The sequence below is a fragment of the Treponema putidum genome (assembly GCF_000755145.1).
In the GTDB taxonomy this organism is placed as follows: domain Bacteria; phylum Spirochaetota; class Spirochaetia; order Treponematales; family Treponemataceae; genus Treponema_B; species Treponema_B putidum.
This window is the reverse complement of record NZ_CP009228.1, coordinates 350,812-375,531: the sequence shown is the minus strand read 5'-3', so window position 1 is coordinate 375,531 and position 24,720 is coordinate 350,812. Positions and strand designations below refer to the sequence as shown.

Sequence of the window (24,720 nt, the reverse complement as noted above, 5' to 3'; positions counted from 1 at the left end):
TCAATACAATTATTTTTTTAGCAAAAAGGCAAAAATAGCGGCTACAGCTTTATAAGTGTATTCGGGTATACAGGCTCCTATTTCTTGATGGACAAGAATATTTGCCAAGTTTTCATTTTCCACTATTTTTATTCCATTACGTTCTGCCGCTTCTTTTATTTTTTTTGCTGTAAGTCCCCTTCCTGCTGCCGTAATTATAGGTGCTTTTGATTCTAAAACATAGGAAAGAGCTACAGCACAATCAAGTTTTCCTTTATGCATGTCTCCATTTTATCACAAATATAAAAAAAACAAGGTAATAAAACAAATTTTTCCCCCTTTTTTTATGTAACTTGACTTAAAAGCTCTTGTTTTAGTATTATAATTATGTAGTGAGGTTAGATATATGCGTAAATTAAAAAATCCGATTTCAACAATGGCCGGAATTTTATCGATTATGCTTGTTTCGGTTGTTCTTCTTTCAGCCCGTTGTTCAAGTAATCCTGAAAATGCAGCAACGGTGTATGCCGATCAGGGGTTAAAAACGGAGCTAAGTAAGGAGTCTATTTCAGCTCTTGAATCTTTACAAAAGGCAAATCGAGAACTTACTTCAATGATTTTACCCTCGGTAGTTACCCTTGATGTTGTAGAAACAAGAAAGGTTCAGAACAATATAGACGGTTTCCCTTGGTTTTTCTTTAACCGCCCTCAGGATCAAAAAGACGGGCAGGGAGAAAGAGAATATGAAGCGGAAGGAATGGGCTCAGGCGTTATTGTAAGAAAGACGGGAAAAACCTATTATGCTTTAACAAATCAGCATGTTACAGGCAATGCAAAGACAATTTCCGTCATACTTTATAACGGTGATAAAGTTCAAGGTAAATTGGTCGGCTCTGATCAGAGAAAGGATGTTGCCCTTGTTTCTTTTGATTATGACAAGGATTTGAGGGTTGCCGTTTTAGGAGACTCAAACACCGTACAGGTAGGAGATCTTACATACGCAATCGGAGCTCCTATGGGCTATGTATCTACGGTTACAAGCGGTATTGTAAGTGCGGTAGGCCGTTCGGGCGGACCAAATAGGAATAATATAAATGATTTTATTCAAACGGATGCAGCTATAAATCAAGGTAATTCGGGCGGTCCCTTAGTAAATATCTATGGCGAGGTTATAGGCATAAACAACTGGATTGTTTCATCAAGCGGCGGATCTCAAGGTCTTGCCTTTTCGATTCCGATAAACAACCTTAAAAAAGCTATCGATGATTTTATTACTTCGGGAGAAGTTAAATATGGCTGGCTGGGTGTTCAGTTACTTGAAATAAACGATAAATTTAGAGAAAATTTAAACTTAAAGGATATTGAAGGTGCCTTTGCAGGACAGGTATTTTTAGGTTCTCCTGCCGATAAGGGCGGCATAAAACCCGGCGATTATATTACCGAGGTAAATTCGACAAAGGTTAAGAGTGTCGACGATATACTGCGTGTTGTAGCCGATTTAAAACCCGGTGAGACTGCTTCATTTAAGATTTTACGAAAAGGAAAAAATATTTCCGTTACGGTAAAAATTGAAGAAAGAGATGAAAAAAATGTAGCAGATTCATCTAAACTATGGCCCGGCTTTGTTCCGTCTCCTTTAACTGAAGAAATTATAAAACAGCTTGAGTTAAAAAAAGGTCAAAACGGTGTTGTTGTGACCAATATGCAGTCTAAGAGCCCTGCAGCAGTTATAAGTTTGCAGCCCGGCGATATTATAGTAAAAGTAAACGGAAAAGATGTAAAAGATGTCTTAAGCTTTTATGACGAACTTTCACAATCAGGCAATGAGGTCTGGTTTGACTTTATAAGAGAGGGTCATAACTTGGTTAGCCCTAAGATTAAAAGATAAACAGATCTTTAAATAATTTTACCTCCTTCTTTTGGGCTAAGGCGGCATACTTAAAACTGTGCTGTTTTAGCCCTCCTTTTTAAATATTCCGATGAGATATCGTAAATCAATATTAAAAATATCATAATGGGAAGCCAATCTTTATAAGCCGCATAAAATGTTTTTGTGTGTTTATAAATAGGAACTTCCGCATAAAGAGATTCGGCTTCAAAAAGAGGAATATCCGCAATAATTTTTCCTTTGGGATCTACAACGGCAGAATAGCCTGAGTTTGTCGAACGCACCAATGTTGTTCTAAGCTCTATGGCTCTAAAATGGGCTACTACAAAGTGCTGATATTCGGCACTTTTTGTTTTAGACCAAGAGTCGTTTGTTATGTTTATAAGCAAATCGCTTCCTGCATTGTGTAAATTGCGGCATACTTTAGGAAAAGCATCTTCAAAACATATAGGTGCAGCAAATCTTACCGTTTTACCTTCCGAATTTTTAATGCTAAATACTTTACATTCTGTCCCCGGATCCCATCCTGATGAAAACCCTACAAGTTTATCAAAAAAACGGGCAACAATCGGATTATCTTTAAAGGGCATGTATTCGGCAAAAGGAACCAGCTGCATTTTTGAATAAACATCTAAAATTTTTCCTTCAGGGGATAAAAGATAGGCTGAGTTATATTGCTTGTTCGCATTTATATATGGAGAGCCTATTATGATTGGGGTATCCGTATCGGCTAAAAAACGGGTAAATGGGTCATTATAAGGAATAAATCCGTAAAAATCCTCATTATCCTTATAAGGGACAGGCATTGAAGATTCGCTCCATACTATGATATCCGGTTTTTTGTTTGAAGAAAGTATTGCCTTTCGGCTTAAAGCTTGAGAGAGTTTTATGTTTTCTTCAAATTGAGAATTATCCCATGGGTCGGCATTTTGCTGGACTATTACAGTGTTTAAAAAAGTTGCAGGCTGCATTTCAACCGACAGCATTTTTATTCCGTAAATATTTATAAGTAAAACCAAAAAACTTGTAAAAATAACCGGCTTTTTAATTGAGCTTAAATTTTTAAAAAAAACTTTTGAGTTTATTGAAACCGTATAGACTTGTAAAATTTCTCCTAAGCAGGCTGCAACTAGGGGCACAACAAAGGAAAGCCCCCAAACACCTGTTATATCTACGAATTGAATAAAGGTCTTTAAATTAAAGCATATCATCGGGGCCGTACCCCAAGGATAGGCAAGAAATCCTGTTGATTTAGCGAATTCCCAAAGCATCCAAATAGAAGCAAAATAAAAGGGTCTTAAATTTTTGTCTTTTTGAAGACTATGATAAAGCAAAAAGCCGAAGGGCATCGCTATAAAAAAGTATGCAAGAGTGCTGGCTCCAAGCGTAAATATTGCAAAATCTTCAAAAAAAGCCAGCCAAAAGCTGGAAATTAAATGTACTGAAGAAACAAAAAAACCATACAGCAAAGCTGCTCTTTTATGTGAACCGCAGTTGATAAATGTACAGTACAATAAGGCTAAACTTAAGAAACCTGCAAGAGATGACACTAAATTTAGAAATTCGTTAGGAATTCCGAAAGAAAATAAGACTGAGGATATAAAAATACTCAAAAAACATAAAAAAAAATGCATATTTATATATCTATTTAACCATTTTTATTGAAAAATTTCAATATAACGAGTATTATATAATTATGCAAAAAATAGTTACATTTCATATTGATGAATATGGCGATGAACCTGAAGTATGTGCTGCCGCCCCGGGCCGATTTCATCTTCTCGGAGAGCATACATGGTTTGCTCAAGGGAATACTCTTTCTATGAGCATTAACCATTATTTGTATGTTTGTGCATCAAGGCGCAGCGATAATAACTTTAGGCTATTTTCAATTTCGCTTAATGAGAGGAAAAAAATATCCTATTCCGGTCTCAGGTATAAAAAGGAAGATCGATGGGCTAATTCGGTTAAGGCCGTTATTTCTGCCTTTAATGACTTAGGATATCATGTTTCCGGCTTAAATTTTACCATTCTATCTGAAATACCCGCCGATGCAGGGCTGGGAACTCCTAATGCTCTTAAAACTGCGACGGCTCTTATATTACGCAAATTATTTGCTCCAAAGCTCACAAAAGGCGATCTGGTAGATATTCTTGAATATGCGAATGTCCAGCATTTAAACACCTATGCCCACAGAGCCGATATTTTGTGCGCCCTTTTTGCAAAATCAAATCATTGTGTGCGTACCGACCATCGAAAAAGAACAGCCGATATTTATCCGTTCCCAATAGAAGACCATTCCATTATCTTGACCGATTCCCGAGTACCCCGCATAATTGCCCGTGAAGAGTTGGCGGCGCGTTTGGACGAATGTGTGGAAGCCTACGAGCTGGTAAAAAAGCAGCCGGATATGCCTAAAAATATGATGTATTTGACCGAAAAGATGCTTGAAGAGATAGAAATACCCGAATCTGTCCGCAGAAGAGTTACCTATATTATCAGAGAATCTTTAAGTGTTGATGAAGCTGTGGATGCCTTAAAACGTAGAGACAACACAATGCTTTCACGTATATTAAACCGCTCCCATGACGGCCTTAGGGACCGTTTTGAAATTTCTTGTCCTGAGTTGGATTGGCTGGTTAAGCGTTCTTTGGAATTTACGGAACCTTCAGCATCTAATTTGGTTTGTGCCAGAATGACCGGAAAAGGTTTCGGGGGATGTACTTATACAATTCTTAGAGATCAAGATGCAAAAGCCTATGTAGAAAAAATCGGAGACTACGAAAGAATTTTTGGGTTTAAGCCTTTGATATACAGGGCAAAACCGGCAGGCTGTGCAAGAATTTTTTGATAGGGCTTTAAGATTGATGAAGTGAGCTTTTTTTGCTATTGTGTAAAAAGTTTTTTTTCTGTATAATCTTTAAAAGGGGAGGGGCTATGTATTCCGAGTTAAAAGAAGGTGTAAACCTATATAATAGAAAAGACTATCAGGAAGCCTTGGTTTTCTTTTTAAGTGTAAGTACGGAAAATGATCTTATAAAAATCGAAATAAACTACTATATAGGTTTGATATATTCCCGCTTGGCGGAATATGAGCAAGCTCTCGAATACCTTGAGCAGGTAGTAACTGCAAGTAAGGATATTGCAAAGGTCTATCAATGCAGATTGATTTTAGCTTTTATTTATGCAAATACAGGCAGAACAAGACTTGCAGAATTTGAACTTTCAAAACTTATTGAAGCAGGTTATGAATCCGTACAAGTTTTTTCTTCTTTAGCCTATGTTTATTATGAGCATCAGGAAACCGAAAAAGCTATAGACTACTATGAAAAAGCCTTAAAGACCGCTCCCGAAAACAGCACCGCCCTAAACGGGTTGGCCTATATCTTAGCCGAAACGGATAGAGACCTGACACGCTCCTTGCTCCTCTGCAAAAAAGCTGTAGAAAAACAGCCCGAAAATCCGGCCTATTTGGATTCGATGGCTTTGATTTATCACAAGATGAATCTGTCTTCGGAAGCTAAATCCTATATTATTAGAGCAAAAGAAAAATTACCCGATAATAAAATTATACTCCATCACTTTGAAATGATAACTTCTGATGCACGGGAGGCCTAAACATGAGGTTAGGTATAAAGTTTTATAAAATTGCATTTATAATTTTAATTTTATTTTCTGTACCTCTTTTTTCACAGGATAAAAATTTTACCGATAATCCGTCATCTTCAGATAAGAGGGTCGCAGCTGAAGAATTTAGACGAGGCGTCCAAGCTTATTATCGGGGAACCTTTAATGAGGCCGTCCTTTTATTTGAAAAAGCCCTTTCTTATTTGCCCGGAGAATCTTTAATTTTAGATTGGCTTGGAAAGGCCTATTATAGTTCGGGTATTGAAGGTGCAGCCCTAAGCCAATGGGAATTTGCAGAAGCGGCAGGTTACGGCGGAATGCTTTTAAAAAATAAAATGGAAATTTTAAAAGAATCGAGGAGCCTGACTCCTTATTCTTCAGATAACATAACATATGTGGAAAACTCTTCCTTTACCTCTCATAACGGCAAAGTAGAGCTTTTCCGCCAGCCGCTTTCAATAGCAGCTATTTCGGACGGATCTTTTTGGATGACGGCTTACGGCTCAAACGAGCTTTTGCACTTTAATGTAAACGGTATCATTCTGGATAGAACGAGAGGTCCTATTCAAGGCTTTGATAGGCCGTTTGATGTTATAGCCTTATCGGACGGGAACCTCTTGGTCTCGGAATTTGCTTCGGATAGGCTTTCTCTTTTAGATAAAAACGGCTCTTTTATAAAATCTTTCGGAAAAAGAGGCCGCGGAAACGGAGAGCTCATAGGCCCGCAATTTTTAGCTGAAGACGGATACGGTAATATCTATGTTTGTGATTTTGGAAATGCAAGAATTGTAGTTTTTTCTTCTGCCGGAGAGCCTCTTTTTACCTTTGGAAACAAAAGCGGCCTCTTTGGAGGTTTTACGGCTCCTTCAGGCATAGCGGTTGTTGACGGGATTGTTTATGCAGCCGATGCGGTAAAGGGTGCGGTTTATACCTTTGATACGGCGGGCAACTTTATTCAAGCCCTTCTGCCTGAAGGCACTTTAAAACAAATAGAGTCCCTTAGGGAGTGGAACGGCAATCTGGTTGCCTCTGCCGGTAACAAGGCTTACCTCATCGATATTGCTTTTTCGACCGTAACCGAGTTGACCAGCTTAGGAAATGCACCGGCTAAAATTACGGCAGCCGTTCCTGATGTAAACGGGAGCCTTCTTTTGATAGATCATAAAAATCAAACGGTAGAAATAACTTCAAGAATAAATGAACTTGCAGGCGGGCTTTTTGTATTGATAAAAAAAGTTTATTCCGATAAATTTCCTGAAGTTTTAGTTGAAGTAAGCGTTCAAAACCGGGACGGAAAACAGATTGTAGGTTTGACACAGGATAACTTTATAATCACGGAAGAAAACAGGCCTGTTGTTGATTATGCCCTTACCGGTTCTTCCTACCTTAACAAAACTTGCGACATAGCCGTCATTGTTGAAAGGTCTCCCGATTCTATAAAAGAAAAGGCCTTAATAGAGGCTGCCTTAAAAGAAATTGCAGAAGCAATGCAGGGTAAAGGAAAAATAAATCTTATTTCCGCTTCATCGGTTCCGGTATTGGAAGGGAAATTTTCGCCTGCCGATTTGATAACCATGCCTAACCGTATAAAAGCTCCGGCTTCAGCCGACTGGAAATTCGATCTTGCTCTACGTCTTGCCGCAGGGGAGCTGATAAATGCGGAACAAAAAAGAGCCGTCCTTTTTTTGAATTTCAGCGATCCTAATTCTGATAATTTTAAGCAATATAATTTAAATGATCTTGCCGCATATATGAAGAATAACAATATAAGTTTTTACCCCATTAGTTTAAAAAAGGGAGCTCCGGCTTCTGAAATGAGCTATCTTGCAAAAAAGACAGGCGGTAAGACCTCATACATATATGCCGAAAAAGGATTGAAACCTATTATCGATGATATTATCGAAAAGCCTTTAGGAATGTATCAGCTGAAATATACTTCTACGATGCCTACCGACTTCGGCAGAGCCTTCTTACCCGTCGAAGTTGAAGTTCAGCTTTTAAAAAGATCGGGCCGTGATGAAATAGGATACTTTGCTCCGCTGGAGTAGAAATAAAAGACTATGAAGTACGGTATTTCTGCTATAGCTTTTGATATTGACGGTACACTTTATCCTTCGTGGCATTTTAATTTGCATATAATTCCCTTTCTTTTAAAAAATTTTAATCTTATGTCAGCATTTAATAAGACCCGCAAGGATATTCGATTATGGCAGAAAAAAAATCCTAATAAACTTTTAAACGATTTTTTTGATTTTCAAGCCGAAATATTGAGCAGGCATAGCGGGAAGCCCCAAGCTGAGGTAAAAACATTTTTAGATCAAGAAATTTATATAGGTTGGAAAAAACGTTTTGCAAAAATAAAACCTTTTTTCTTTGTAAAAGAAGCCATAGAAGAATTTAAAAGTCAAGGCCTTAAAATTGCTCTTCTTTCAGATTTTTTACCTGAACAAAAAAATGATGTATGGGGCATTTTACCCCTATGCGATGTAGTCTTAGGAACAGAGGTGATAGGAGCTCTAAAGCCTTCTCCCTTATCTTTTAAAAAATTGGCAGAAACCCTTGAGCTGCCTTGCAATAAGATTCTTTATGTAGGAAACAATCTCAAGTATGATGTTGCAGGGGCAAAGGCTGCGGGAATGTATACAGCCTGCATAAAGAGCCGATTATTTATTTTATTTAAAAAGATTTTTGCTCAAAAAGATGCCGAAAAACCCGATATTTATTTTTCAAACTATCGCCAATTATTGAAATTTATGATATAATCTGATATGATGTAAGACAGGTTTTTTCTGATTTAAGATGAGGCCTAGTGTAAAAAAAGGTGGGACTTTTTAATGAATTATATTCTATTCAATATTGTAACCTTGGCAATTTGTGTGGGTATTATTGTTGCTTTTAGGCAAAGCGATAAAAATAACCGATCCATCGAAAAAGCAAAACGGTATGGAGATAAAATAAAAGAAGACCTTGAAGTCTTTATAAACGAAAAAAACTCTTCTTTGAGCGATCTTTCCACCGAACTTGCGGTTCAGCAAAGTACGGCTATTGCAACCGTAAAAAAGCTCGATGACCTAAGTAAGATGTTTTTAAAACAAACGGAAACTGTGGAAGCTCGTGCAGAGACCATCAAAAAAATAGACGAATATATTTCAGAATCCGGACAAACTATTCAAAAACTTATGGACATGACCTCCCTGGCAGAAAAAAATTTAACGGAAATTACAAGAGAAGCCGATTTTGTCGATTCGCTTGCAAAAGCTATCAATAATGCAAGGGTTCAGCTTAATAATCTTACCGAAAGCATCCCTGAATTAAAACAAAACTTTGCAGCCGAAGCAGATGCAAAATTAAGCGAATATAAAAGCAAAATATTAGATGAAATGAGGCTTGTAATAAACGACGTTGAAAACCGTCTTGCTTCTGCCCAAAGGGATACGGGAGAATTATTGGAAGTTACTTCCATTAAACTTCAAGATATTTACAAGGAAGCATATAATTCCGCTGCAGATAAGGCCGGTGCTCTTCAAGAAGCTGCTTTTGCTAAATTGAAGGAAGAAACGGCAGAAAGGGTTCAAAACTACCGTAAGGAATTTGAAGAAACCGCTGCAGAGATTGAAGCTCAGATGGACGATAATTTAAATCGGACAAGGCAGATGGCTGCCGAATTTAAAACGGAATGGGAAACTCAGGCTAAAGACTACCTTGCTCAAATGAATTCGGATTTTTCCGAAAAAGAAGAAAATATTTCTTCCCGTATAGATTCCATTTCGGAAAGGCTAAAGGAAGCGGAAGATGCCGTTTCGGTAAGATCGGATGCGATTTCTGCCGATTTAAATCAGACCGAAGCTACAATGCGTTCTCAATTTAATTCTCTTGCAGCCAATTTTCAGGAAAATATAAATTCTCTTTCTAAATTTTCAGACAAAAAATTAAATGAGTTTAAAATTCAAACCGAAGAAAGGTTTAAAAAATTTGAAAAGGCCATTGAAAACGTCGACAGCTTAAAAGAGGAAATCGAAAAATCTCAAGGCCTTATTAAAAACGAAATGATGACCGAATTCTCTTCTTATGTAAACGCCGCAAAGCAAAGTCAGCAAAACTTTTTTAACGAGTTTACCGCTAATTCCGAAAAAATACGAGAGAGGATGAAGGCTATAGATGCCGGTATTGATGATTTAAAAGCAAAAGCTTATACAAATGTTTCCGAAAAACTGAAAATGTTTGAAGACGATTTTTTTGCAGACCTTGCAAAGCGAAGCGAAGCTATTAACCTCAGTTTTGATCAGTGGAAGGAAGATGTGTCTGCAAACATGGCTCTTCTTGCCTCAGAGAATGAATCGGCAAGGAAGGACTTGGAAGAAAAATATAAGGCTGACCTGCGTGCAAGACTTGGTCAGGCAGCCGAAGAATATAAGGCTCTTTTTGCAAAACTGGATGAAAAGGTTAAAAATGCTGAATCCGGTCTAAATGCAAGAGTTTCTGCCGTAGACGGTACCGTAGAGAAATATATAGAATCTTTCCGTGCAGATGTAAATCAGATAAAAACAAAGGCTTCGCAACAGCTTGAAGGTGAGCTTGCTTCTTATAAGGGGCAGGTTCAAGAGGCTATATCAAATCAAAATGCAGAGCTTGAAAACACTTCAAAGACTTTGCAAGAAAAACTTATTTCAATAAAGGGAGAATCGGAGGAGCAGTTTGAGACAATTAAAAAAGACTTTGAGACATGGAAGTCCCGTACGGATCAACAGTTTACCGATGCCCGCTCCTTTTTTGACGAAAAGATTACAAACTTTGCCGGTTTGACTGAAAATGCAATTAAAAATCTTGATGCTAAGTACAATGCGCAATACAAGGATTTTGTTGCAAAGAACGGCGAAACCTTTAATGGCATTCAGGCAAAGTTAAATTCCGTTGATGATAAGATTGCATCTGCAAATAAGGCTATCGAAGAACATGCTTCCGAAGTTACAAACCGCTTTAATGCTGAGGCAGAAAAACTCAATGAGGCAATCAATAAAAAAATTAAGGATGCGGCTTCTGAGGCAGAAATTTCGGTTCAGAATATAAATGACATGATTCTCGAAGTAAGAAACCGGCTTGATGAAACCCAAGAAAAGGTACGTGAAAAAATACAAGCCGATTCAGACCGCTTAAATTCAATCATAGAAGAAATTGATAAAAAACAAAATGCCTTTATTACTCAAACTAAAGTCTTTGATAGGGCTGATGAACTAAAAGAGGGCTTGGAAAAAGATATTGCTTCTCTTAAAAGTGAGGTTACCAAATTTGAAGTATACAGGACTGCAATGGACGATTTGGCCCTTCAATATGAGAAAGTTACTCATTTGGAAGAAGAGGCAAAGCAGAAAGTTAATCGCTTTATGAATGAACGCAAAAATATTGAGCTGTTGGAAGGTGAATTTGTAAAACTCAATAATCTTTCCGATTCTATGGACAAAAAGATTATCGAGCTTACGGCTGTAAATGATGACTTGCAGCAATATCAAGTACAAATTCGAAAACTTGAAGAAGGTATCGGTGATGTAAATACCCGCTATGAAAGACTGGAGAAAAAAGAAGCCGTATTAAACCAAACTCTTGAAAGCATTGATTCAGCTTTTGAAAATTTAAAAGAGCTTGAATCGGATATTAAAAAATTTAAAGAAGAGGTAAGTGTGATTCCACCTGAGATGGAAAAGATAAAGGTAACGCTTGAAACTCTTTTATCAAATCAGGGTAGAGCAGAAGCCGTTTGTGAGCAAATTGAAAACGTAGATTCTACATTGGAAGATTTAAACTCGAAAATGGATAACTTAAAACAGGCCAGAAGCTGGCTTGCCGCCACTGAAACCAGACTAAAAGAAATCTCAAGCGAGTCCGAATCTCAGCTAAAACTGATGGCAGACCTCTTTAAAGGCGAAAAACCTGAACGGAATGAAAGCGGAAGTCCGTCAATAAGTGTTAAAGAAAATGTCTTAAAACTTTCCCGGCAAGGATGGAAAAACAGTGAAATTGCAAAGGCTTTAAATCTATCGTTAGGGGAAGTAGATCTTATCCTTGAGTATAAAAGATAAGACATGAGGCAAGGGCGGCAACGGCCTTGCCTTTTCCTATTATTCCTATACCCTCGCCGGTTTTTGCTTTTAGAAAAATTTGCTCTTTTTCTATTTTTAAGATGTCGGCTATTGACTTTCTTATTTCTTCCCTAAAAGGGAGAATTTTAGGTTCTTCGATTATTATTACGCAGTCGATGTTTTGAATTTGCCAGCCCTTTGCACTTATTTTTGCCCATACTTCAGATAAGAGGTCTGCCGAATTTGCGCCTTTCCATTTTTTATCATCCGGCGGAAAAAATTCTCCTATGTCTCCCATTCCGCAGGCTCCAAGGAGAGCATCGGTTATAGCATGAAGGAGGACATCTCCATCCGAATGGGCTTTTTCTCCTTTTTTAAAAGGAATATGAATGCCTCCTATAATAAGTTTTTTTCCCCTTACAAGGCGGTGTAAGTCGTAGCCTAAGCCTGTACGCATTTTATGTCTTCCTTAAAAGTTATTTTTTTGTTGGATATTTCTCCGGCACAAATAAAAACATCTCCGGAAAATTCCCCATAAATTTCACTGTCATCGGTATATTCTTTTCCGTTTCCTACAGCTTGTTTGTGAGCCCGTAATATTTTGTCAAAGTTAAATCCTTGAGGAGTCTGAACCGAATATACGGAACTCCTTTTGAGGTGTTGGGTTATTTTGCCGGATTTGTCTATGATTTTTTGCGTATCAACGGCTTGATAGCCGGGAATTACAGCACCGTGATTGCCTAATTCAGTGCAGACTGTTTTTATAAGCTCTGGGCTGACCCACGGACGGGCTCCGTCATGAATTAACACAAAGTTAAAATCGGTTTCATTTTTTTCTTTAAGTTCTTCAAGTTTGATTAAGGCCTTAAAGACGGAAGCCTGTCTTGTATCGGCTCCTGCCGTAAAGATTATTTTTGTATTTTTTTCAATCAGGGCTTTTTCAATTCTTTTATCTTTGAAGATTAGATTATGTGCATCCGAAATATCCGAGGACGGCACAGTAACAATCATGACTTCAAATAGATTTGTTTGTAAAAATTTTAAAATACATTCGGAGAGAACCGTAACGCCCTCTCCATATTCAGGTAATCTTAAATATTCTTTTTTGGTATCTAACTTCATTCGTTTGGATTTGCCTGCTGCAGTTACTACAGCCGCAAAGCCTAAACTTTTAATCGTCCTCATAGTCCGAGTCTTCTATGTCGTCGTCTTCATCCATATCGTCATCTTCAAATCTATTATCATCATTTATGATTAAATCATCATCGTCATTATATTCCTCTTTAAATTTTTCTATAGTTCCTCCAAGAGGTTCAAGGTGTAAATGGATTGATGCTTCTACCTCTGTCTTTGTCATCTTCATAGCGGCTGCTATTTCATCTTGAAAAATTCTATAAGCTGAGTCATAAAGTTTTCTTTCTTGAATCGGCAGCTCCTTTGTTTTACTTCGCTGGTAAAGGGAGCGTACAACAGAAGCCGTGTTTAAAATTTCTCCGCTTTTAAATAGGTCCATATTCATTTGGTAGCGAGCCTTCCAATCGATTGGAATCGGCTCAAAATCTTCAGATAGAAATTTAAGAGCGGTTTCAGCTTCGGCCTTTGTTACTATACGCCTTATTCCGAGGTTATCAATTCCTGTTATGGGAACTAAAACCGTCATATCGGAATCGGATAGATAAATAACATAATAGTCTATAACTTCGCCGTCTATCTCTTTTTTTGTGATATCGGTTATGGTGCCAACGCCCTGACCCGGGTAAACAACAACTTCTTTTGCGGAAAAAACAAATTTCTTACTCATAAGTGAGGCAATTATAGCATAAATATGTTTTTTAGTCTACGAGGCGAACAGGACGGATAATGCAGTATAATACAAGGATAATACGGATAATTGACACTGAATGATTTTTATTGTAGAATAACTCGAGTGTGCAAAATATATGTAAAACTTGTGGATAAGTAGGGATGAAATTTTACGATATAACCAATAAAAACATTCAGGTCTCTTTTAAAGAAGCCGTTTTAAGAGGATTTAATATAGAAACGGGTGGTTTTTTTATGCCGGCGGAATTCGGAAAAATAAGTCCGGCTATGATTTATAAAAATCCTCCTTCTTCTTTTCGGGATATAGGCTTTGAAATTATAAAAAACTTTTGCGGGGATGAAATTCCTGATGGCGATCTAATGTCGATAATAGCTCAATTTTATCCTCACAGGCTCCCGATAAACCCTATAGCACCAACAACCTATATTTTGGAGCTTTTTCATGGGCCTACTTGTAACTATAAGGACATAGGAGCCGGCTTTTTAGCCTATCTTTTAGAATATTTTAACAAGGATGAAGACCGAGAGATTAACCTCATTGTACCTGCCTCGGGAGAAAGGGCTTGTGCAATTGCAGCCGCCGTTTCGCAAGTTAAGGGAGTCAAGGCCATTCTTTTATGCCCCAAGGACTCCTTAACGGAGATACAGGAGAACATCCTTTCTTCAATACAAAAAAATGTTCATGCCATTTGTGTGGATGGCTCCTTTAAAGATTGTGAAAATATTGTGGATAAAGCAATAAAAGATGAATATCTACTTAAAAAATTAAAATTGGTCTCAGGGGGCGCCTTAAACATAGCTCCTCTTTTACCTCAAGTTGCTTTTTTTGTCTATGCAGCCTTAACCGTCTTATACCGCAGCGATTATGATAACAAAATTGAAAATCCTTCAATCATAGCTTCAATACCATCAGGAAGTTTTTCAGCCCTTACGGCAGCTCTGATTGCAAAAAAAATGGGAACACCGATTAAAGGGCTTATCTCAGCCGAAAACGAAAACCATGCTCTTTCAGATTGGCTCACCCTTGGTGATTATGAAAAAAGACCGGCTGTAAAAACCAACACTCCGGCTCTGGATATTCCTAACATAATAAACTTTAAGAGAATGCTTCAAATTTATGATTTTGAAGAGCTAAAAAAACAGATAATTCCTTATTGGCTTGACGGTATGGGAACCGTATCGGCAGTTAGGTCGTGTAATGAAAGAACAGGCTATATAATAGATCCTTACGGTGCTATGGCTTGGACGGCATGGCAGGACGTCCATAATGGAGCGCTGAATTCATTAAAGAGAAAAGCATCGGAATATGATGAAGAGCCGGGCATACCTTTAAAATATGCAGAAGTTGAAACATGGGCATCATCAATTAACCGTAACAGTATGGTAGGAATAGTTTTACAAACCTCTCATCCTGCAAAATTCCCGGAAATTATGAAACCGGCTATCGGAAGGCCGCCGTCTTTGCCTGATAAGCTTGAAAGTTTACAATATAAACCTTTAAAAGCGGTTAATCTTCCGCCTGACTATTCAGCCTTTAAAGAATGGGCTCTATCGAATTGATGGCCGAGAGCTTAGACGAATGAATATTTTACTTTCCATTATTGGTGATTATTCTCTGATTATTCAAATTACACATACCATTTTGACTGACTTTGAAAAAGATTATAAAACCCGCCTCTATTTTCCATAAGAGTTTCAAAATCACCGAATTCGGCCATTTTGCCGTTTTTTAAAAATAGAATAAGGTCTGCTTTTTTTGCCATAGCTAACCTATGTGTAATTACAACAGCCGTTTTATTTTCTACTATTTTTTTCATAGCCGAAATTATAAAAGCTTCAGCCTCGGGATCCAAGGCCGAAGTAGGTTCATCAAGACAAATAAAATAGGAATCAGGATATAAGGAACGGGCAAGAGCCAAGGATTGTTCCTGTCCTTTCGAGAGAGCTATCCTGTTAAACTCAGGCCCAAGCATTGTATTTTTATTTATAGCTTTCTTTTTTTCGTTCATTGTAATATAGTCTAAAAGATTATCTATTTTTTTATCATCTTTTTTTTGGGTATCCGATATTTCAATATTTTCTTTTAAACTTGCGTTATACGTAATAAAATTTTGACTTAATGAAGAAACACCTTGTAAAAAACAATTATCGAAGGTATTTTTACCATCAATCATAATATGACCCTTTGAAGGTTCATACAAACCTAAGAGCAATTTTGAAAGGGTTGTTTTGCCTGAGCCACGGAAATCAATTTTGCTAAAAACTGCCGATAATGAAGGTATGGAAATAGAAAATATATTTGATTACTTTAACGACATCAAAATAATTAGCAATCACGACGGATATTTTTACAGCGTAAAGGAAGCTTTAAAAATATTACTACTTGGACTTCTTTGTGGACGTAAAAATATTAGAGAGATACACGAGTGGGCAACTGAAGATATTATAAAAGAAAAACTTCGTAAAGAATTCGGAATAGAGAAAATACCTTGCTATTATTGGCTAACCTGTCTACTTAAATTGATAAACATAGACTCATTAAACGAATGTTTTATGAATATGGCTGAAGCTCTTATCAAAGAATACGGTACAGAAAAGCCTCTTACAATAGCGATAGACGGAAAAACTATCCGTTCAACAGATAAAATGAGCAGCTATGAAAGTCCGCTGCACATAGTCTCTGCACAAGTTGCAGAATTTGGTATAACATTGGCACAAAAATGTGTTAAAGGAAAGACAAACGAGATACCTACGGTTCAAGCTCTTATAAAAACTCTTAATATAAAAGGGCATATAATCGTTGCAGATGCCTTAAATTGTCAAAAAGAAACGGCAAAAATCATAAAAGAGGGAAAAGGGGACTATTTACTGTCGGTAAAAAGGAACCAGCCTTTACTAAAAACGGATATTGAAGAATATGTTCAAGATGAAATTTTAAGAAAACAAATGGAAACAGCTTGTAAAAGTGAAAAAAATCGTGAAAGAGTTGAAAAGCGAACAGCCTTCTGCACAACTAATTTAGGTTGGATGGATAATACAGATGAATGGGAGGGGTTAAGCTGTATTGGAGCTATTCATTCAGAGTTTAAGAGTAAGAAAGGAAAGAGTGATGAATGGCATTATTATATTTCGAGCAGAAAACTTACAGCTCAACAGCTATTGGATATAGCAAGAAAAGAATGGGTTGTAGAAACCATGCATTGGTTATTAGATGTTCATTTTAGAGAAGACTTTTGTCGGCTTTTAGATAAAAATCTACAACAAGCCTTGAACATAGGACGGAAAGTGGCGTTAAATTTGGTCTCGCGATACAAACAAAAAAATGCACCTAAATCTTCTTTGTCACACATTATGTTTAAAGCTCTCATGGATATATCTTTTATCAAAAAAATATTACAAAATTGATTTCCATGTGCCTGAGCCGTTTTCTCCTACAATTGCAAGAGTTTTTCCTTTAGGAATTACAAAATTTAAATTATGTAAAACCTCCATTTCGGAATCAGGATAAGAAAAACAAAGATTTTTTACTTCAATTTCAGGCGGTTCCGTAATTTTAATTTCATATTTTTGTTTTTTCGTTTCATTCATCAGTACTTCAAGAGCGTTAAGTTCCGCTCCGGCAGCTCGTATTACCGAAAAATCATTATCAAATATATTTTCTATAATAAAAATAAGCGTTCCTGATGTTGCAAAAACAGTTCCAAAACTTGCTATTGAAATTTTTTGGTTAAGAAGCAAATATATTGAATATCCAAAAAGTAAAAAATAAAATATAAAATTCAAAGCTTTTACCTTTAAATCTATTTTTAAGTTTTGTTTTTTAATATTAATGTTCAAATCTTCTACATCTTCAGAAATTTTTTTATATTTTTTTAATAAGAATGAAACTATATCCAAGGTTCTGGTTTCTTTAAAAAATTCTTTTGAAGTAATCATTTTTTCAGTATATGATTTTCTATGACGGACTTGAGCCAAAGCGTCGGTTTCATTTTCATAATTTAAAAGCTGATATTTAAATATAATAAAGTTGGGAATAATTATTGCAAGAAAACTAAAGCCTAATATAATATCAAATGTAAATAAATAATATGACATTGATATTATTGCAGGTATTGTTGAGGTAAAGGTCATAATAATTATCATTGCAACATATCCCGATACAAAAGCTCCTTCTCTGGCTAAATTCAACCTTTCAATATTATGAGCCGAATCAAAAAAAATAAGAGGTTTACTGATTAATTTTTTATGGAGTAAAAAATTAACATAGCCTGAAACTTTTTTTGCATTTATTTCAATAAGGTAATTTATAAATCCGTTAATAAAAAATTAAAAGCAATTGAAAAAACAAAAATACTTAAATTTAAAATAAAAATTTTATCAAATATTTGAGAATTTGAACTTTCAAGGTATGAAAAAAGGTTGAATGTTGCCTTTGTTACAAAACCAAAACTCAATCCGTCAATGATTGATATAAATATGATAAAAATAAAATATGTTTTTCCTGCACGCAAAGAATTTAAAATAGACATTTTTATTAAACTCAACTTCATGAATATAACTCCTTTTGTGTATTATACATTTGAGCATAAATCCCTTTTTTTTGAATTAAATCATTATGTGAGCCTGTTTCGGCAATAACTCCATCTTTTAAAACTATTATTTTATCTACAAGCGGAGTAATGCCCAGTCTATGGCTTATAAAAACAGCTGTTTTATTTTTTATTATGTCTTTTAAAAAAGTATAAATTTTTGATTCTTGTGATGGACTTAAAGCTGCAGTCGGTTCATCAAAGATAACAATCTTTGCATTGCTTATAAAATTTCTAGCCATCGCAATATTTTGCCATTGCCCTCCCGAAAGATTTACCGATTTATCATCTCCTTTTCTCAAAACAGATTCCTTATCAATTCCGTTTAATGAAAATAAGCTGATAGCATTTTGAATTTCAGATATCGAAGCTTTTGGATTACCTATTTGTATATTTTCAATTAAGTTTAAATAGTATCTGCCGTAATCCTGAAATACAACAGCAAAGTTTTCGGATATGGATTTAGGAGTTAATGTTTTTAATTCTTTATCATTTAATAAAATCTCACCTGAATAATTTTTATAAAGACCTAAAAGAAGTTTTATAAATGTTGTTTTACCGCACCCATTTTCTCCTACAATTGCATAAGACTTATTTAATTTAAAATCATAGTTAATATCATGTAGAATTACTTTTTTTGAAAAAGGATAAATAAAGTTTAAATTTTTATATTTAAACTTTTAATCTTATCAATAAAAATAGATTCATTATTATCTATTTCATTAAATGATTCAAATTCATTAAAGTCTTTTAAGTAATTCGATAATTCCGATTTTATTTCAAGAACAGAATATAAATCCCAGCGGATTATATTTAAAAAAGATGATAGCTGTTTTATACTTGCAATTAAAAAACCGATAGAGATAAGATTTGATTTTACCTTTAATGAAAGCTCAATTATAAAATAAACAAAAATAAGCAAGGTTAAAAAACTTGATGACTCCAAACGTAAAATATTTTTTAATTTTGTCTTTTTTTCATGTTGAATCAAAGTTTTGTTCAATTTACGGTATTTACAATTTATAGCATCGCATAATTATAAATTAATTTTTCTTGTCCGAATTCTCCTTGACAAAGAATATCGGAATAATAGTCGCACATTCGGTCCAAAAAGGTATCTTCTTTTTTTTGGGTGTAATTTCTTTTTCCGTTATAATCTGAAATTAAAATAACGGCAGTAATGCCCGCTAAAATAATAAGTCCCTTTATTCCCATAACTGAAAACACAATTATTATAATTGACATTAATTGAAATAAAATTCTAAATATTGAAAGCAGCTTATTATGTTTTTGAATAAAGTCTTTTAATATTTCTTTTTTTATTAAATTGATTTTATCATAAAGCTCTGCATTCTCAATATAATAATATTCCAACCTGCTCATTTTACTTATAAACTTAGTTTCTAAAGCTAGGTTTATCTTTTTTACCTGTTTATAGCTAATCCGTCTTATAAAAATATCAAAAAAATAATTTAAAAAGATAAGCGAGAAAAATAATATAACTGCTAAACCTATTTGCTCTTTTATTTCTCCTACTTTTTTTAGTTCTATCACACTATCCGTCAAAAAAGTAAAAGTTAGTACTTCTAAAAGCGGATAAAAACCGTTAAAAGCCAACTGAAACAGCTTAATAAAAAAATAAGACTGACTTATTTTAAAAGGAATTGTTAAAAATGTTATGATTTTATTTTTTTGCATACAATATTACCCTCCATTAATAAAAACTGTCAAACAACACACAGTCAAATTAATTCTTTATCTAAGAAAGAGAATGTGTTTTTTTGCAGTTTATGATATCTGTTTAATATCATCAGGGCAGCTTAAATGCCCTATCGGGTAATATTGCTCATAATGAAAGCAGTATAACACAATAAGAAGAATCTTATTGCCGAAAAATTATATTTCTGTAGAGTTTTCTCTATTGCCCCTTGTATTCTTCTAGGGAGTCGGAAATATGTTCTAGGATTATACCGGCTTTTTTAAACATTTCGATTGTGTCGGCTGAGTCATGGTAGCGTTTTTCGGCTACGACACGTACAATCCCGCAGTTTATTATGAGCATAGCGCATGTGCGGCAAGGCGTCATTTTGCAGTAAAGGGTCGCTCCGTCTATGCTGATGCCCCGCTTTGCTGCCTGACAGATGGCGTTTTGTTCCGCATGGACTGTTCTCACGCAGTGCTGGGTAATTGAACCGTCTTCGTGCTGGACTTTTTTAAATTGGTGGCCTACATCGTCGCAGTGAGGAAGGCCTGTAGGAGCTCCTACATAGCCGGTAACAAGAATTTGATGATCGCGTGCAATAACACAGCCCGACCTTCCCCGGTCACAGGTTGCCCGCTTTGCAATAGCCCGGCAGACATCCATAAAGTATTCATCCCATGACGGCCGTCTATATTTTTCTTCGTTACTATTCGCTTCTATCATAAAAAGCACCTTCCTTATCTACAAAATTCAAATAAAGCACCGGTTTGATATTTTCAAATCGGTGCTTTTTATCTTAAACAATCGAATTAAAGAATTCCCATTTCTTTGCCGACTTTTTCACAGATTTTTACGGCTCTATCAAGCTGTTCGGTGGTGTGGCCTGCCGTAACCATACATCGGACTCTTCCTGTTCCCTTAGGAACTGTGGGGAATACGATGGGGCCTGAGAACATACCGTTTTCAAAGAGTTTTTTCGAGAATTCTATGGTCTTGGCTTCATCACCGATAATAATCGGGGTAATCGGTGTTTCGCTGTGACCGATATTGTAGCCGAGTTTTCCTAAGCCTTCTTTAAAGTGCTTGGCGTTTGCCCAAAGTTTATCCGTATATTCTGTTGATTCCATGAGCATCTTAACGGCTTCAATAGCGGCTCCTACGGCTGCAGGAGGTAAGCCTGTTGAGAATAAGAAAGGCCGTCCCCTGTTTTTAAGCCAGTCGATAGTTACCTTTTTTCCTGCAACATAACCGCCTACAACACCGATAGCTTTTGAAAGGGTTCCCATTGCAACGTCAACTCTTCCGTGAAGTTTAAAGTGGTCTACGGTTCCGCGTCCGCTTTCTCCCAAAACACCGCTTGAGTGAGCATCGTCGACATAAGTAAGACAATTGTATTTTTCTGCAAGAGCAACGATTTCAGGAAGTTTTGCTATATCTCCGTCCATTGAAAAAACGCCGTCGGTTATAATTAAAACATTGTTGTAGTTATTTCTTTTTTCTTTTAAAACTCTTTCAAGGTCGGCCATATCTGAGTGCTGAAAAACGGCCTTATCGGCTTTTGAAAGGCGGGTACCGTCGATGATTGAAGCGTGGTTCAGCTGATCCGAAATTATTAGGTCACCCTTATCTGTAATGGCCTGAATAACACCTGCATTACAATTAAAACCCGATTGGAAAGCTAAAACGGCTTCTTCTCTTTTAAATTCGGCTAAAAGTTTTTCCAAGTCATCATGTATTTTCATATTGCCGATGATGGGGCGTACGGCACCGGCACCGGCTCCGTATTTTTCGATAGCCTCAATAGCGGCTTTTTTTAGCCTCGGATGATTTGCAAATCCTAAATAGTTGTTGGATGACAGGTTAATAACTTTTTTCCCGTTAATAACACATTCCGCATCGCTAGGCCCTTCAAGAGTAACAAGTTCTTTATACAAGCCCTGTTCTTTTAATTCTTGAACTTTTTTTTGCAAAAATTCCATATCATGGATATTCGACATAGGTTCCCCCTAAAAAATATTTAAAATTCTTAAAGATAAACGGACTTTAAGATGAAGATATTATTTATTTTTTTAACGATATTGTCAAGAGCTGTGAATTATTGTATAATCGCCCGCAAAGTTTGAGGTTTTAAAGTGCATAATGAAGTGAGAATTTTATTTGAGGACAATTTTTTTGCGGTGGTTTTAAAAAACTGCGGGGACAATTCTCAAGTCTTCTTTAAAAAGACCTTTAGCGAAAAAAAATATGCCGAGGCAGTAAACCGATTGGATAGACCTGTCAGCGGCTTAGTTCTTATAGCTTTTTCTACTTCAATGCACACAAAGCTAAATAATCTTTTTAAAGAAAAAAAGGTAAAAAAAGAATATTGGGCAATCTGTAAAAAAAAAGAAGAATTAAGGCCGGCAGCCGATTCAGGAATAAGCCGTACCGCTCCCGTTCTTTATAAAAAAGAATTTTGTGAAAACTATCTTGAGTTTAATACAAAAATACAAAAGGGCTTTGTAACGGAATCAAAGCAAAGAGGAAAAAAAGCCTCTCTTTATTGGGAACTTGCAGGACTTGGCGATAACTATAATTTTTTACGCATCTTTCCCGAAACAGGCCGCACCCATCAAATTCGTATTCAGCTTGCCCATTTGGGGATTCCCATAAAGGGAGACATAAAATACGGTTTTGAACGCACGGAAAAATCGGGCGGAATAAGGCTTCACGCCTACTCCCTAAAATTCTGTCATCCTCAAACAAAAAAGCAAATAGAAGTTTCGGCCCTTCCTCCGTCTCCCGATCCCCTATGGTCAGCCTGCATCGAAGCCTGCTTGGAGGCAAGCTCTAAGTCCTAGATTTTTTTAGTAAATAAATACTTAAAATTGAGAAGATAAAAATAGGTGTCCATGCTCCCGCAAGGGGCGAGATGTATTCCCATTTGGCGCTCAACATTGTAACCATTTCGGTAACATAAAAAAGAGATGCTATTCCTACGCTGACCAAGATACTCATGAGTAATATATTTTTTTTAAATTTACCGCCTAAGGAAATAGAAAAAAACAAAACTATAAAAATAGTAAACGGAAATGAAAAGCGCCTGTGATATTTTGAAAGCGCTTCATAATATGGAAGGCCGTTTTTTTTAAGATTTATAATAAATTCTTTGGCATCCGAAATTCTCATCTCATCAACCGAGCTTAAATTTTTTTGAAAATTAGAAGGCGATTCGGAAAGGACGAGGTCATCGGGAATAAGGTTCGAACAGTTTACAATATTTTTTTCATTAAACTTGTAAACTTCAGCATCATCAGCTGTCCAGCGGTCTTTATCCCAAACCATATAGACGCTTTTAATAATCAGTGATAAATTTCCATTCTCATCACGGACTATTATGTATGCATTTGAAAGAGTTTTATTTTCTGCGTTAAAATAATCTGCCGTGTAAACAATTTTTCCAAGTTCAGATAAAATTACCAAATCTTGCGTATCTAAACTTTCTTCTTTTTTTAAAAGCTCCTTTGAGAGTTTTGTTTTTTCATAAAAATATTTTATGACAACATTGTCTTCAAAAAAAATCATTCCTAACGAAAATAAAATGCCCAAAACTAAAAGGGGCAGGGTAAAACGGCCTAAAGATATTCCGGCCGAAAATATTGATGTAAGTTCATTGCGGGCATATAAATTCCCCATAGTGTAAGAACCTGCAAAAAGAATTGCAAGAGGCAGTGAATATGAAATACATTTTGGAATATATAGCCACATAACTTTTATAATATCCTTAAATCCGGCTCCGTTTTGAAGATAGGCAACTATGTTGGCAAATAAATCTCCCAACTCTAAAAGAAGAATAAAAAAAAGCATTGCAACAATAAATGTAGGCAGAAAAAGTTTAAGCAAGTATCTTTGAATTAATTTCACTTGAAAGTCCTCTTTATTGTCAAAAACGCAGTACAAATAACCAACAAAACATTCGGAAGCCACATTACAAGGGCACCGTTTATACTTAGACCTGATTCAAGGCAGAGCATTTGACCGCCTATCAAAAATGCCCAATAAGCAACTGAAATTAAAAGGCCTACTATTAAGCCTGTACTTTGATCATAGGTTTTTCCGGAGCGGCTTATTGCAAAAGCCAGCAAGACAAAAAAGAAGGCTCCAAATGGAACGGAAAATTTACGGTGCAGTTCCATAACATAAATATTTAAAAGGCGGGGGCTGGTATCCCCTGCTTCTTTTTTTTGCCTTATATCTTTTATTAGGTCATATGAAGTCATTTTATCGGGGCCTGAGCTTGAAATAAATTTAGGGGCGACATCTTTTGCAAGCACATTATAGGTTATACTTTCTCCATAAACAACATCAAATTGTGACTTATTGTTTAGGTCTAAATTGATAAGGCGCGGGTTAAGCATTTGAAGCTGCATAATAATCGACCTATCATTGGATTTTTTTACATCGGTTTGAGATGAGGACAGGAATCTCTTTGTTCCTCTTTGGCTTGAATCGATTATTAAAAGATCATGTATGGAATTATCTTTTATCAGGCCGGAAATAACTATTGAATTTTCATTACGTTTTACAGAATAAGATTCAAGTTCAAGAGCAGGAGTTGAAGATGCAATATTGTAAAGCACTTCGTTAAATTTTATAGTACCTTGAGGAATCAAAATATCGTTTGTTATAAACGAACCTACCGAAACTAAAACTCCGAGAGAAAAAACAGGAATCAAAATAAAAGAAGTAGAAATGCCTAGCGCATTAATCGAAATAAATTCATAGTCTGCCGAAAAGCGGCCTAAGCACATCAATGTTCCTATTAAAGCCGAATAAGGTGCTGTTGTTGCAATAACAAAGGGCAGGGAATAGAATAAAAGCATTAGGACATCTTTAATGGGGGCTTTTTTTGATAGAATCTCCTCAGCCATCAAAAGGATTTGATTTACAAAAAAGATAAAAAATAAAAATAAAAAAGCTACGATGAAATATAAAAGAAGCTCTCTAAAAACATATACAAATATTGTCTTATGATTAAATGATGGGCACCTCATAAGT

At 35.9% G+C, this 24,720-nt stretch carries 24 protein-coding genes; 9 read left to right on the top strand and 15 right to left on the bottom strand.

The window, feature by feature from the left end; all coding sequences use genetic code 11:
• Positions 1–9: 9 nt before the first annotated feature.
• Positions 10–261 (bottom strand): EscU/YscU/HrcU family type III secretion system export apparatus switch protein, encoded by a 252-nt coding sequence (locus JO40_RS01635; protein WP_044977598.1) that lies wholly within the window; start codon positions 259–261, stop codon positions 10–12.
• A gap of 124 nt (positions 262–385) precedes the next feature.
• Here JO40_RS01635 and JO40_RS01630 point away from each other — a divergent pair, with 124 nt between their 5' ends.
• Positions 386–1,867, top strand: coding sequence for a Do family serine endopeptidase (locus JO40_RS01630; protein ID WP_044977597.1), 1,482 nt, complete (start codon positions 386–388; stop codon positions 1,865–1,867).
• A gap of 50 nt (positions 1,868–1,917) precedes the next feature.
• On the opposite strand, the gene lnt is transcribed toward JO40_RS01630, so the two are convergent.
• Positions 1,918–3,501 (bottom strand): apolipoprotein N-acyltransferase, encoded by a 1,584-nt coding sequence (gene lnt, locus JO40_RS01625; RefSeq protein WP_044977596.1) that lies wholly within the window; start codon positions 3,499–3,501, stop codon positions 1,918–1,920.
• A gap of 62 nt (positions 3,502–3,563) precedes the next feature.
• Here lnt and JO40_RS01620 point away from each other — a divergent pair, with 62 nt between their 5' ends.
• From JO40_RS01620 to JO40_RS01600, 5 genes are all read left to right on the top strand, one after another.
• A complete protein-coding gene (locus tag JO40_RS01620; protein ID WP_044977595.1) occupies positions 3,564–4,718 on the top strand; it encodes a galactokinase in 1,155 nt (384 codons plus the stop codon).
• An 86-nt stretch (positions 4,719–4,804) separates the two neighbouring features.
• On the top strand, positions 4,805–5,485 hold the full coding sequence (locus tag JO40_RS01615) for a tetratricopeptide repeat protein (protein WP_044977594.1): 681 nt from the start codon (positions 4,805–4,807) through the stop codon (positions 5,483–5,485).
• 2 nt (positions 5,486–5,487) lie between these two features.
• Entirely contained in the window at positions 5,488–7,542 is a 2,055-nt protein-coding gene (locus JO40_RS01610) for an NHL repeat-containing protein (protein ID WP_044977593.1), read from the top strand.
• 12 nt (positions 7,543–7,554) lie between these two features.
• Positions 7,555–8,256 (top strand): HAD family hydrolase, encoded by a 702-nt coding sequence (locus JO40_RS01605; protein WP_044977592.1) that lies wholly within the window; start codon positions 7,555–7,557, stop codon positions 8,254–8,256.
• Between the two features lie 72 nt (positions 8,257–8,328).
• On the top strand, positions 8,329–11,568 hold the full coding sequence (locus JO40_RS01600) for a SpiroCoCo family coiled-coil protein (protein ID WP_044977590.1): 3,240 nt from the start codon (positions 8,329–8,331) through the stop codon (positions 11,566–11,568).
• Here JO40_RS01600 and ispF read toward each other — a convergent pair.
• From ispF to JO40_RS01585, 3 genes are read right to left on the bottom strand one after another with little or no spacing between them, the layout of a single operon-like run.
• Positions 11,546–12,025 carry a 2-C-methyl-D-erythritol 2,4-cyclodiphosphate synthase gene (gene ispF, locus JO40_RS01595; RefSeq protein ID WP_044977589.1) on the bottom strand — a complete coding sequence of 160 codons (480 nt, stop codon included), beginning with the start codon at positions 12,023–12,025 and terminating at the stop codon, positions 11,546–11,548. The two genes, JO40_RS01600 and ispF, sit on opposite strands and share 23 nt — an antisense overlap.
• Complete coding sequence (locus JO40_RS01590) at positions 12,010–12,753, bottom strand: IspD/TarI family cytidylyltransferase (RefSeq protein WP_044977588.1); 744 nt, start codon at positions 12,751–12,753, stop codon at positions 12,010–12,012. The genes ispF and JO40_RS01590 overlap by 16 nt, the downstream gene beginning before the upstream one ends.
• Entirely contained in the window at positions 12,740–13,369 is a 630-nt protein-coding gene (locus JO40_RS01585) for a CarD family transcriptional regulator (protein ID WP_044977587.1), read from the bottom strand. Before JO40_RS01585 ends, JO40_RS01590 begins: the two co-directional genes overlap by 14 nt.
• 164 nt (positions 13,370–13,533) lie before the next feature.
• On the opposite strand from JO40_RS01585, the gene JO40_RS01580 reads away from it, so the two are divergent.
• Positions 13,534–14,952 carry a pyridoxal-phosphate dependent enzyme gene (locus JO40_RS01580; RefSeq protein WP_044977586.1) on the top strand — a complete coding sequence of 473 codons (1,419 nt, stop codon included), beginning with the start codon at positions 13,534–13,536 and terminating at the stop codon, positions 14,950–14,952.
• A gap of 68 nt (positions 14,953–15,020) precedes the next feature.
• Here JO40_RS01580 and JO40_RS01575 read toward each other — a convergent pair whose 3' ends face one another.
• A complete protein-coding gene (locus JO40_RS01575) occupies positions 15,021–15,644 on the bottom strand; it encodes an ATP-binding cassette domain-containing protein (protein ID WP_276324858.1) in 624 nt (207 codons plus the stop codon).
• 28 nt (positions 15,645–15,672) lie between these two features.
• On the opposite strand from JO40_RS01575, the gene JO40_RS12990 reads away from it, so the two are divergent.
• Positions 15,673–16,797 (top strand): ISAs1 family transposase, encoded by a 1,125-nt coding sequence (locus JO40_RS12990; RefSeq protein ID WP_044979641.1) that lies wholly within the window; start codon positions 15,673–15,675, stop codon positions 16,795–16,797.
• Here JO40_RS12990 and JO40_RS01565 read toward each other — a convergent pair.
• From JO40_RS01565 to JO40_RS01535, 7 genes are all read right to left on the bottom strand, one after another.
• Positions 16,786–17,535, bottom strand: coding sequence for an ABC transporter ATP-binding protein (locus JO40_RS01565; protein WP_144242220.1), 750 nt, complete (start codon positions 17,533–17,535; stop codon positions 16,786–16,788). The two genes, JO40_RS12990 and JO40_RS01565, sit on opposite strands and share 12 nt — an antisense overlap.
• Before the next feature lie 161 nt (positions 17,536–17,696).
• On the bottom strand, positions 17,697–17,942 hold the full coding sequence (locus JO40_RS01560; RefSeq protein ID WP_044977584.1) for a hypothetical protein: 246 nt from the start codon (positions 17,940–17,942) through the stop codon (positions 17,697–17,699).
• Entirely contained in the window at positions 17,939–18,598 is a 660-nt protein-coding gene (locus JO40_RS12985; RefSeq protein WP_276324857.1) for an ATP-binding cassette domain-containing protein, read from the bottom strand. Before JO40_RS12985 ends, JO40_RS01560 begins: the two co-directional genes overlap by 4 nt.
• A 41-nt stretch (positions 18,599–18,639) precedes the next feature.
• Entirely contained in the window at positions 18,640–18,972 is a 333-nt protein-coding gene (locus JO40_RS01550) for a hypothetical protein (RefSeq protein ID WP_144242219.1), read from the bottom strand.
• A 29-nt stretch (positions 18,973–19,001) separates the two neighbouring features.
• Complete coding sequence (locus JO40_RS01545) at positions 19,002–19,679, bottom strand: hypothetical protein (RefSeq protein ID WP_044977582.1); 678 nt, start codon at positions 19,677–19,679, stop codon at positions 19,002–19,004.
• 220 nt (positions 19,680–19,899) lie between these two features.
• A complete protein-coding gene (locus JO40_RS01540) occupies positions 19,900–20,406 on the bottom strand; it encodes a deoxycytidylate deaminase (RefSeq protein ID WP_044977581.1) in 507 nt (168 codons plus the stop codon).
• Between the two features lie 86 nt (positions 20,407–20,492).
• Complete coding sequence (locus JO40_RS01535; protein WP_044977580.1) at positions 20,493–21,680, bottom strand: glycine C-acetyltransferase; 1,188 nt, start codon at positions 21,678–21,680, stop codon at positions 20,493–20,495.
• Between the two features lie 135 nt (positions 21,681–21,815).
• Between JO40_RS01535 and JO40_RS01530 the strand changes: the two genes are divergently transcribed.
• Positions 21,816–22,523, top strand: coding sequence for an RluA family pseudouridine synthase (locus tag JO40_RS01530; protein WP_044977579.1), 708 nt, complete (start codon positions 21,816–21,818; stop codon positions 22,521–22,523).
• Here the strand turns inward: JO40_RS01530 and JO40_RS01525 are convergent.
• Entirely contained in the window at positions 22,513–23,586 is a 1,074-nt protein-coding gene (locus JO40_RS01525) for an LptF/LptG family permease (RefSeq protein WP_044977578.1), read from the bottom strand. The two genes, JO40_RS01530 and JO40_RS01525, sit on opposite strands and share 11 nt — an antisense overlap.
• A complete protein-coding gene (locus JO40_RS01520; RefSeq protein ID WP_044977577.1) occupies positions 23,583–24,716 on the bottom strand; it encodes an LptF/LptG family permease in 1,134 nt (377 codons plus the stop codon). The genes JO40_RS01525 and JO40_RS01520 overlap by 4 nt, the downstream gene beginning before the upstream one ends.
• Positions 24,717–24,720 lie beyond the last annotated feature (4 nt).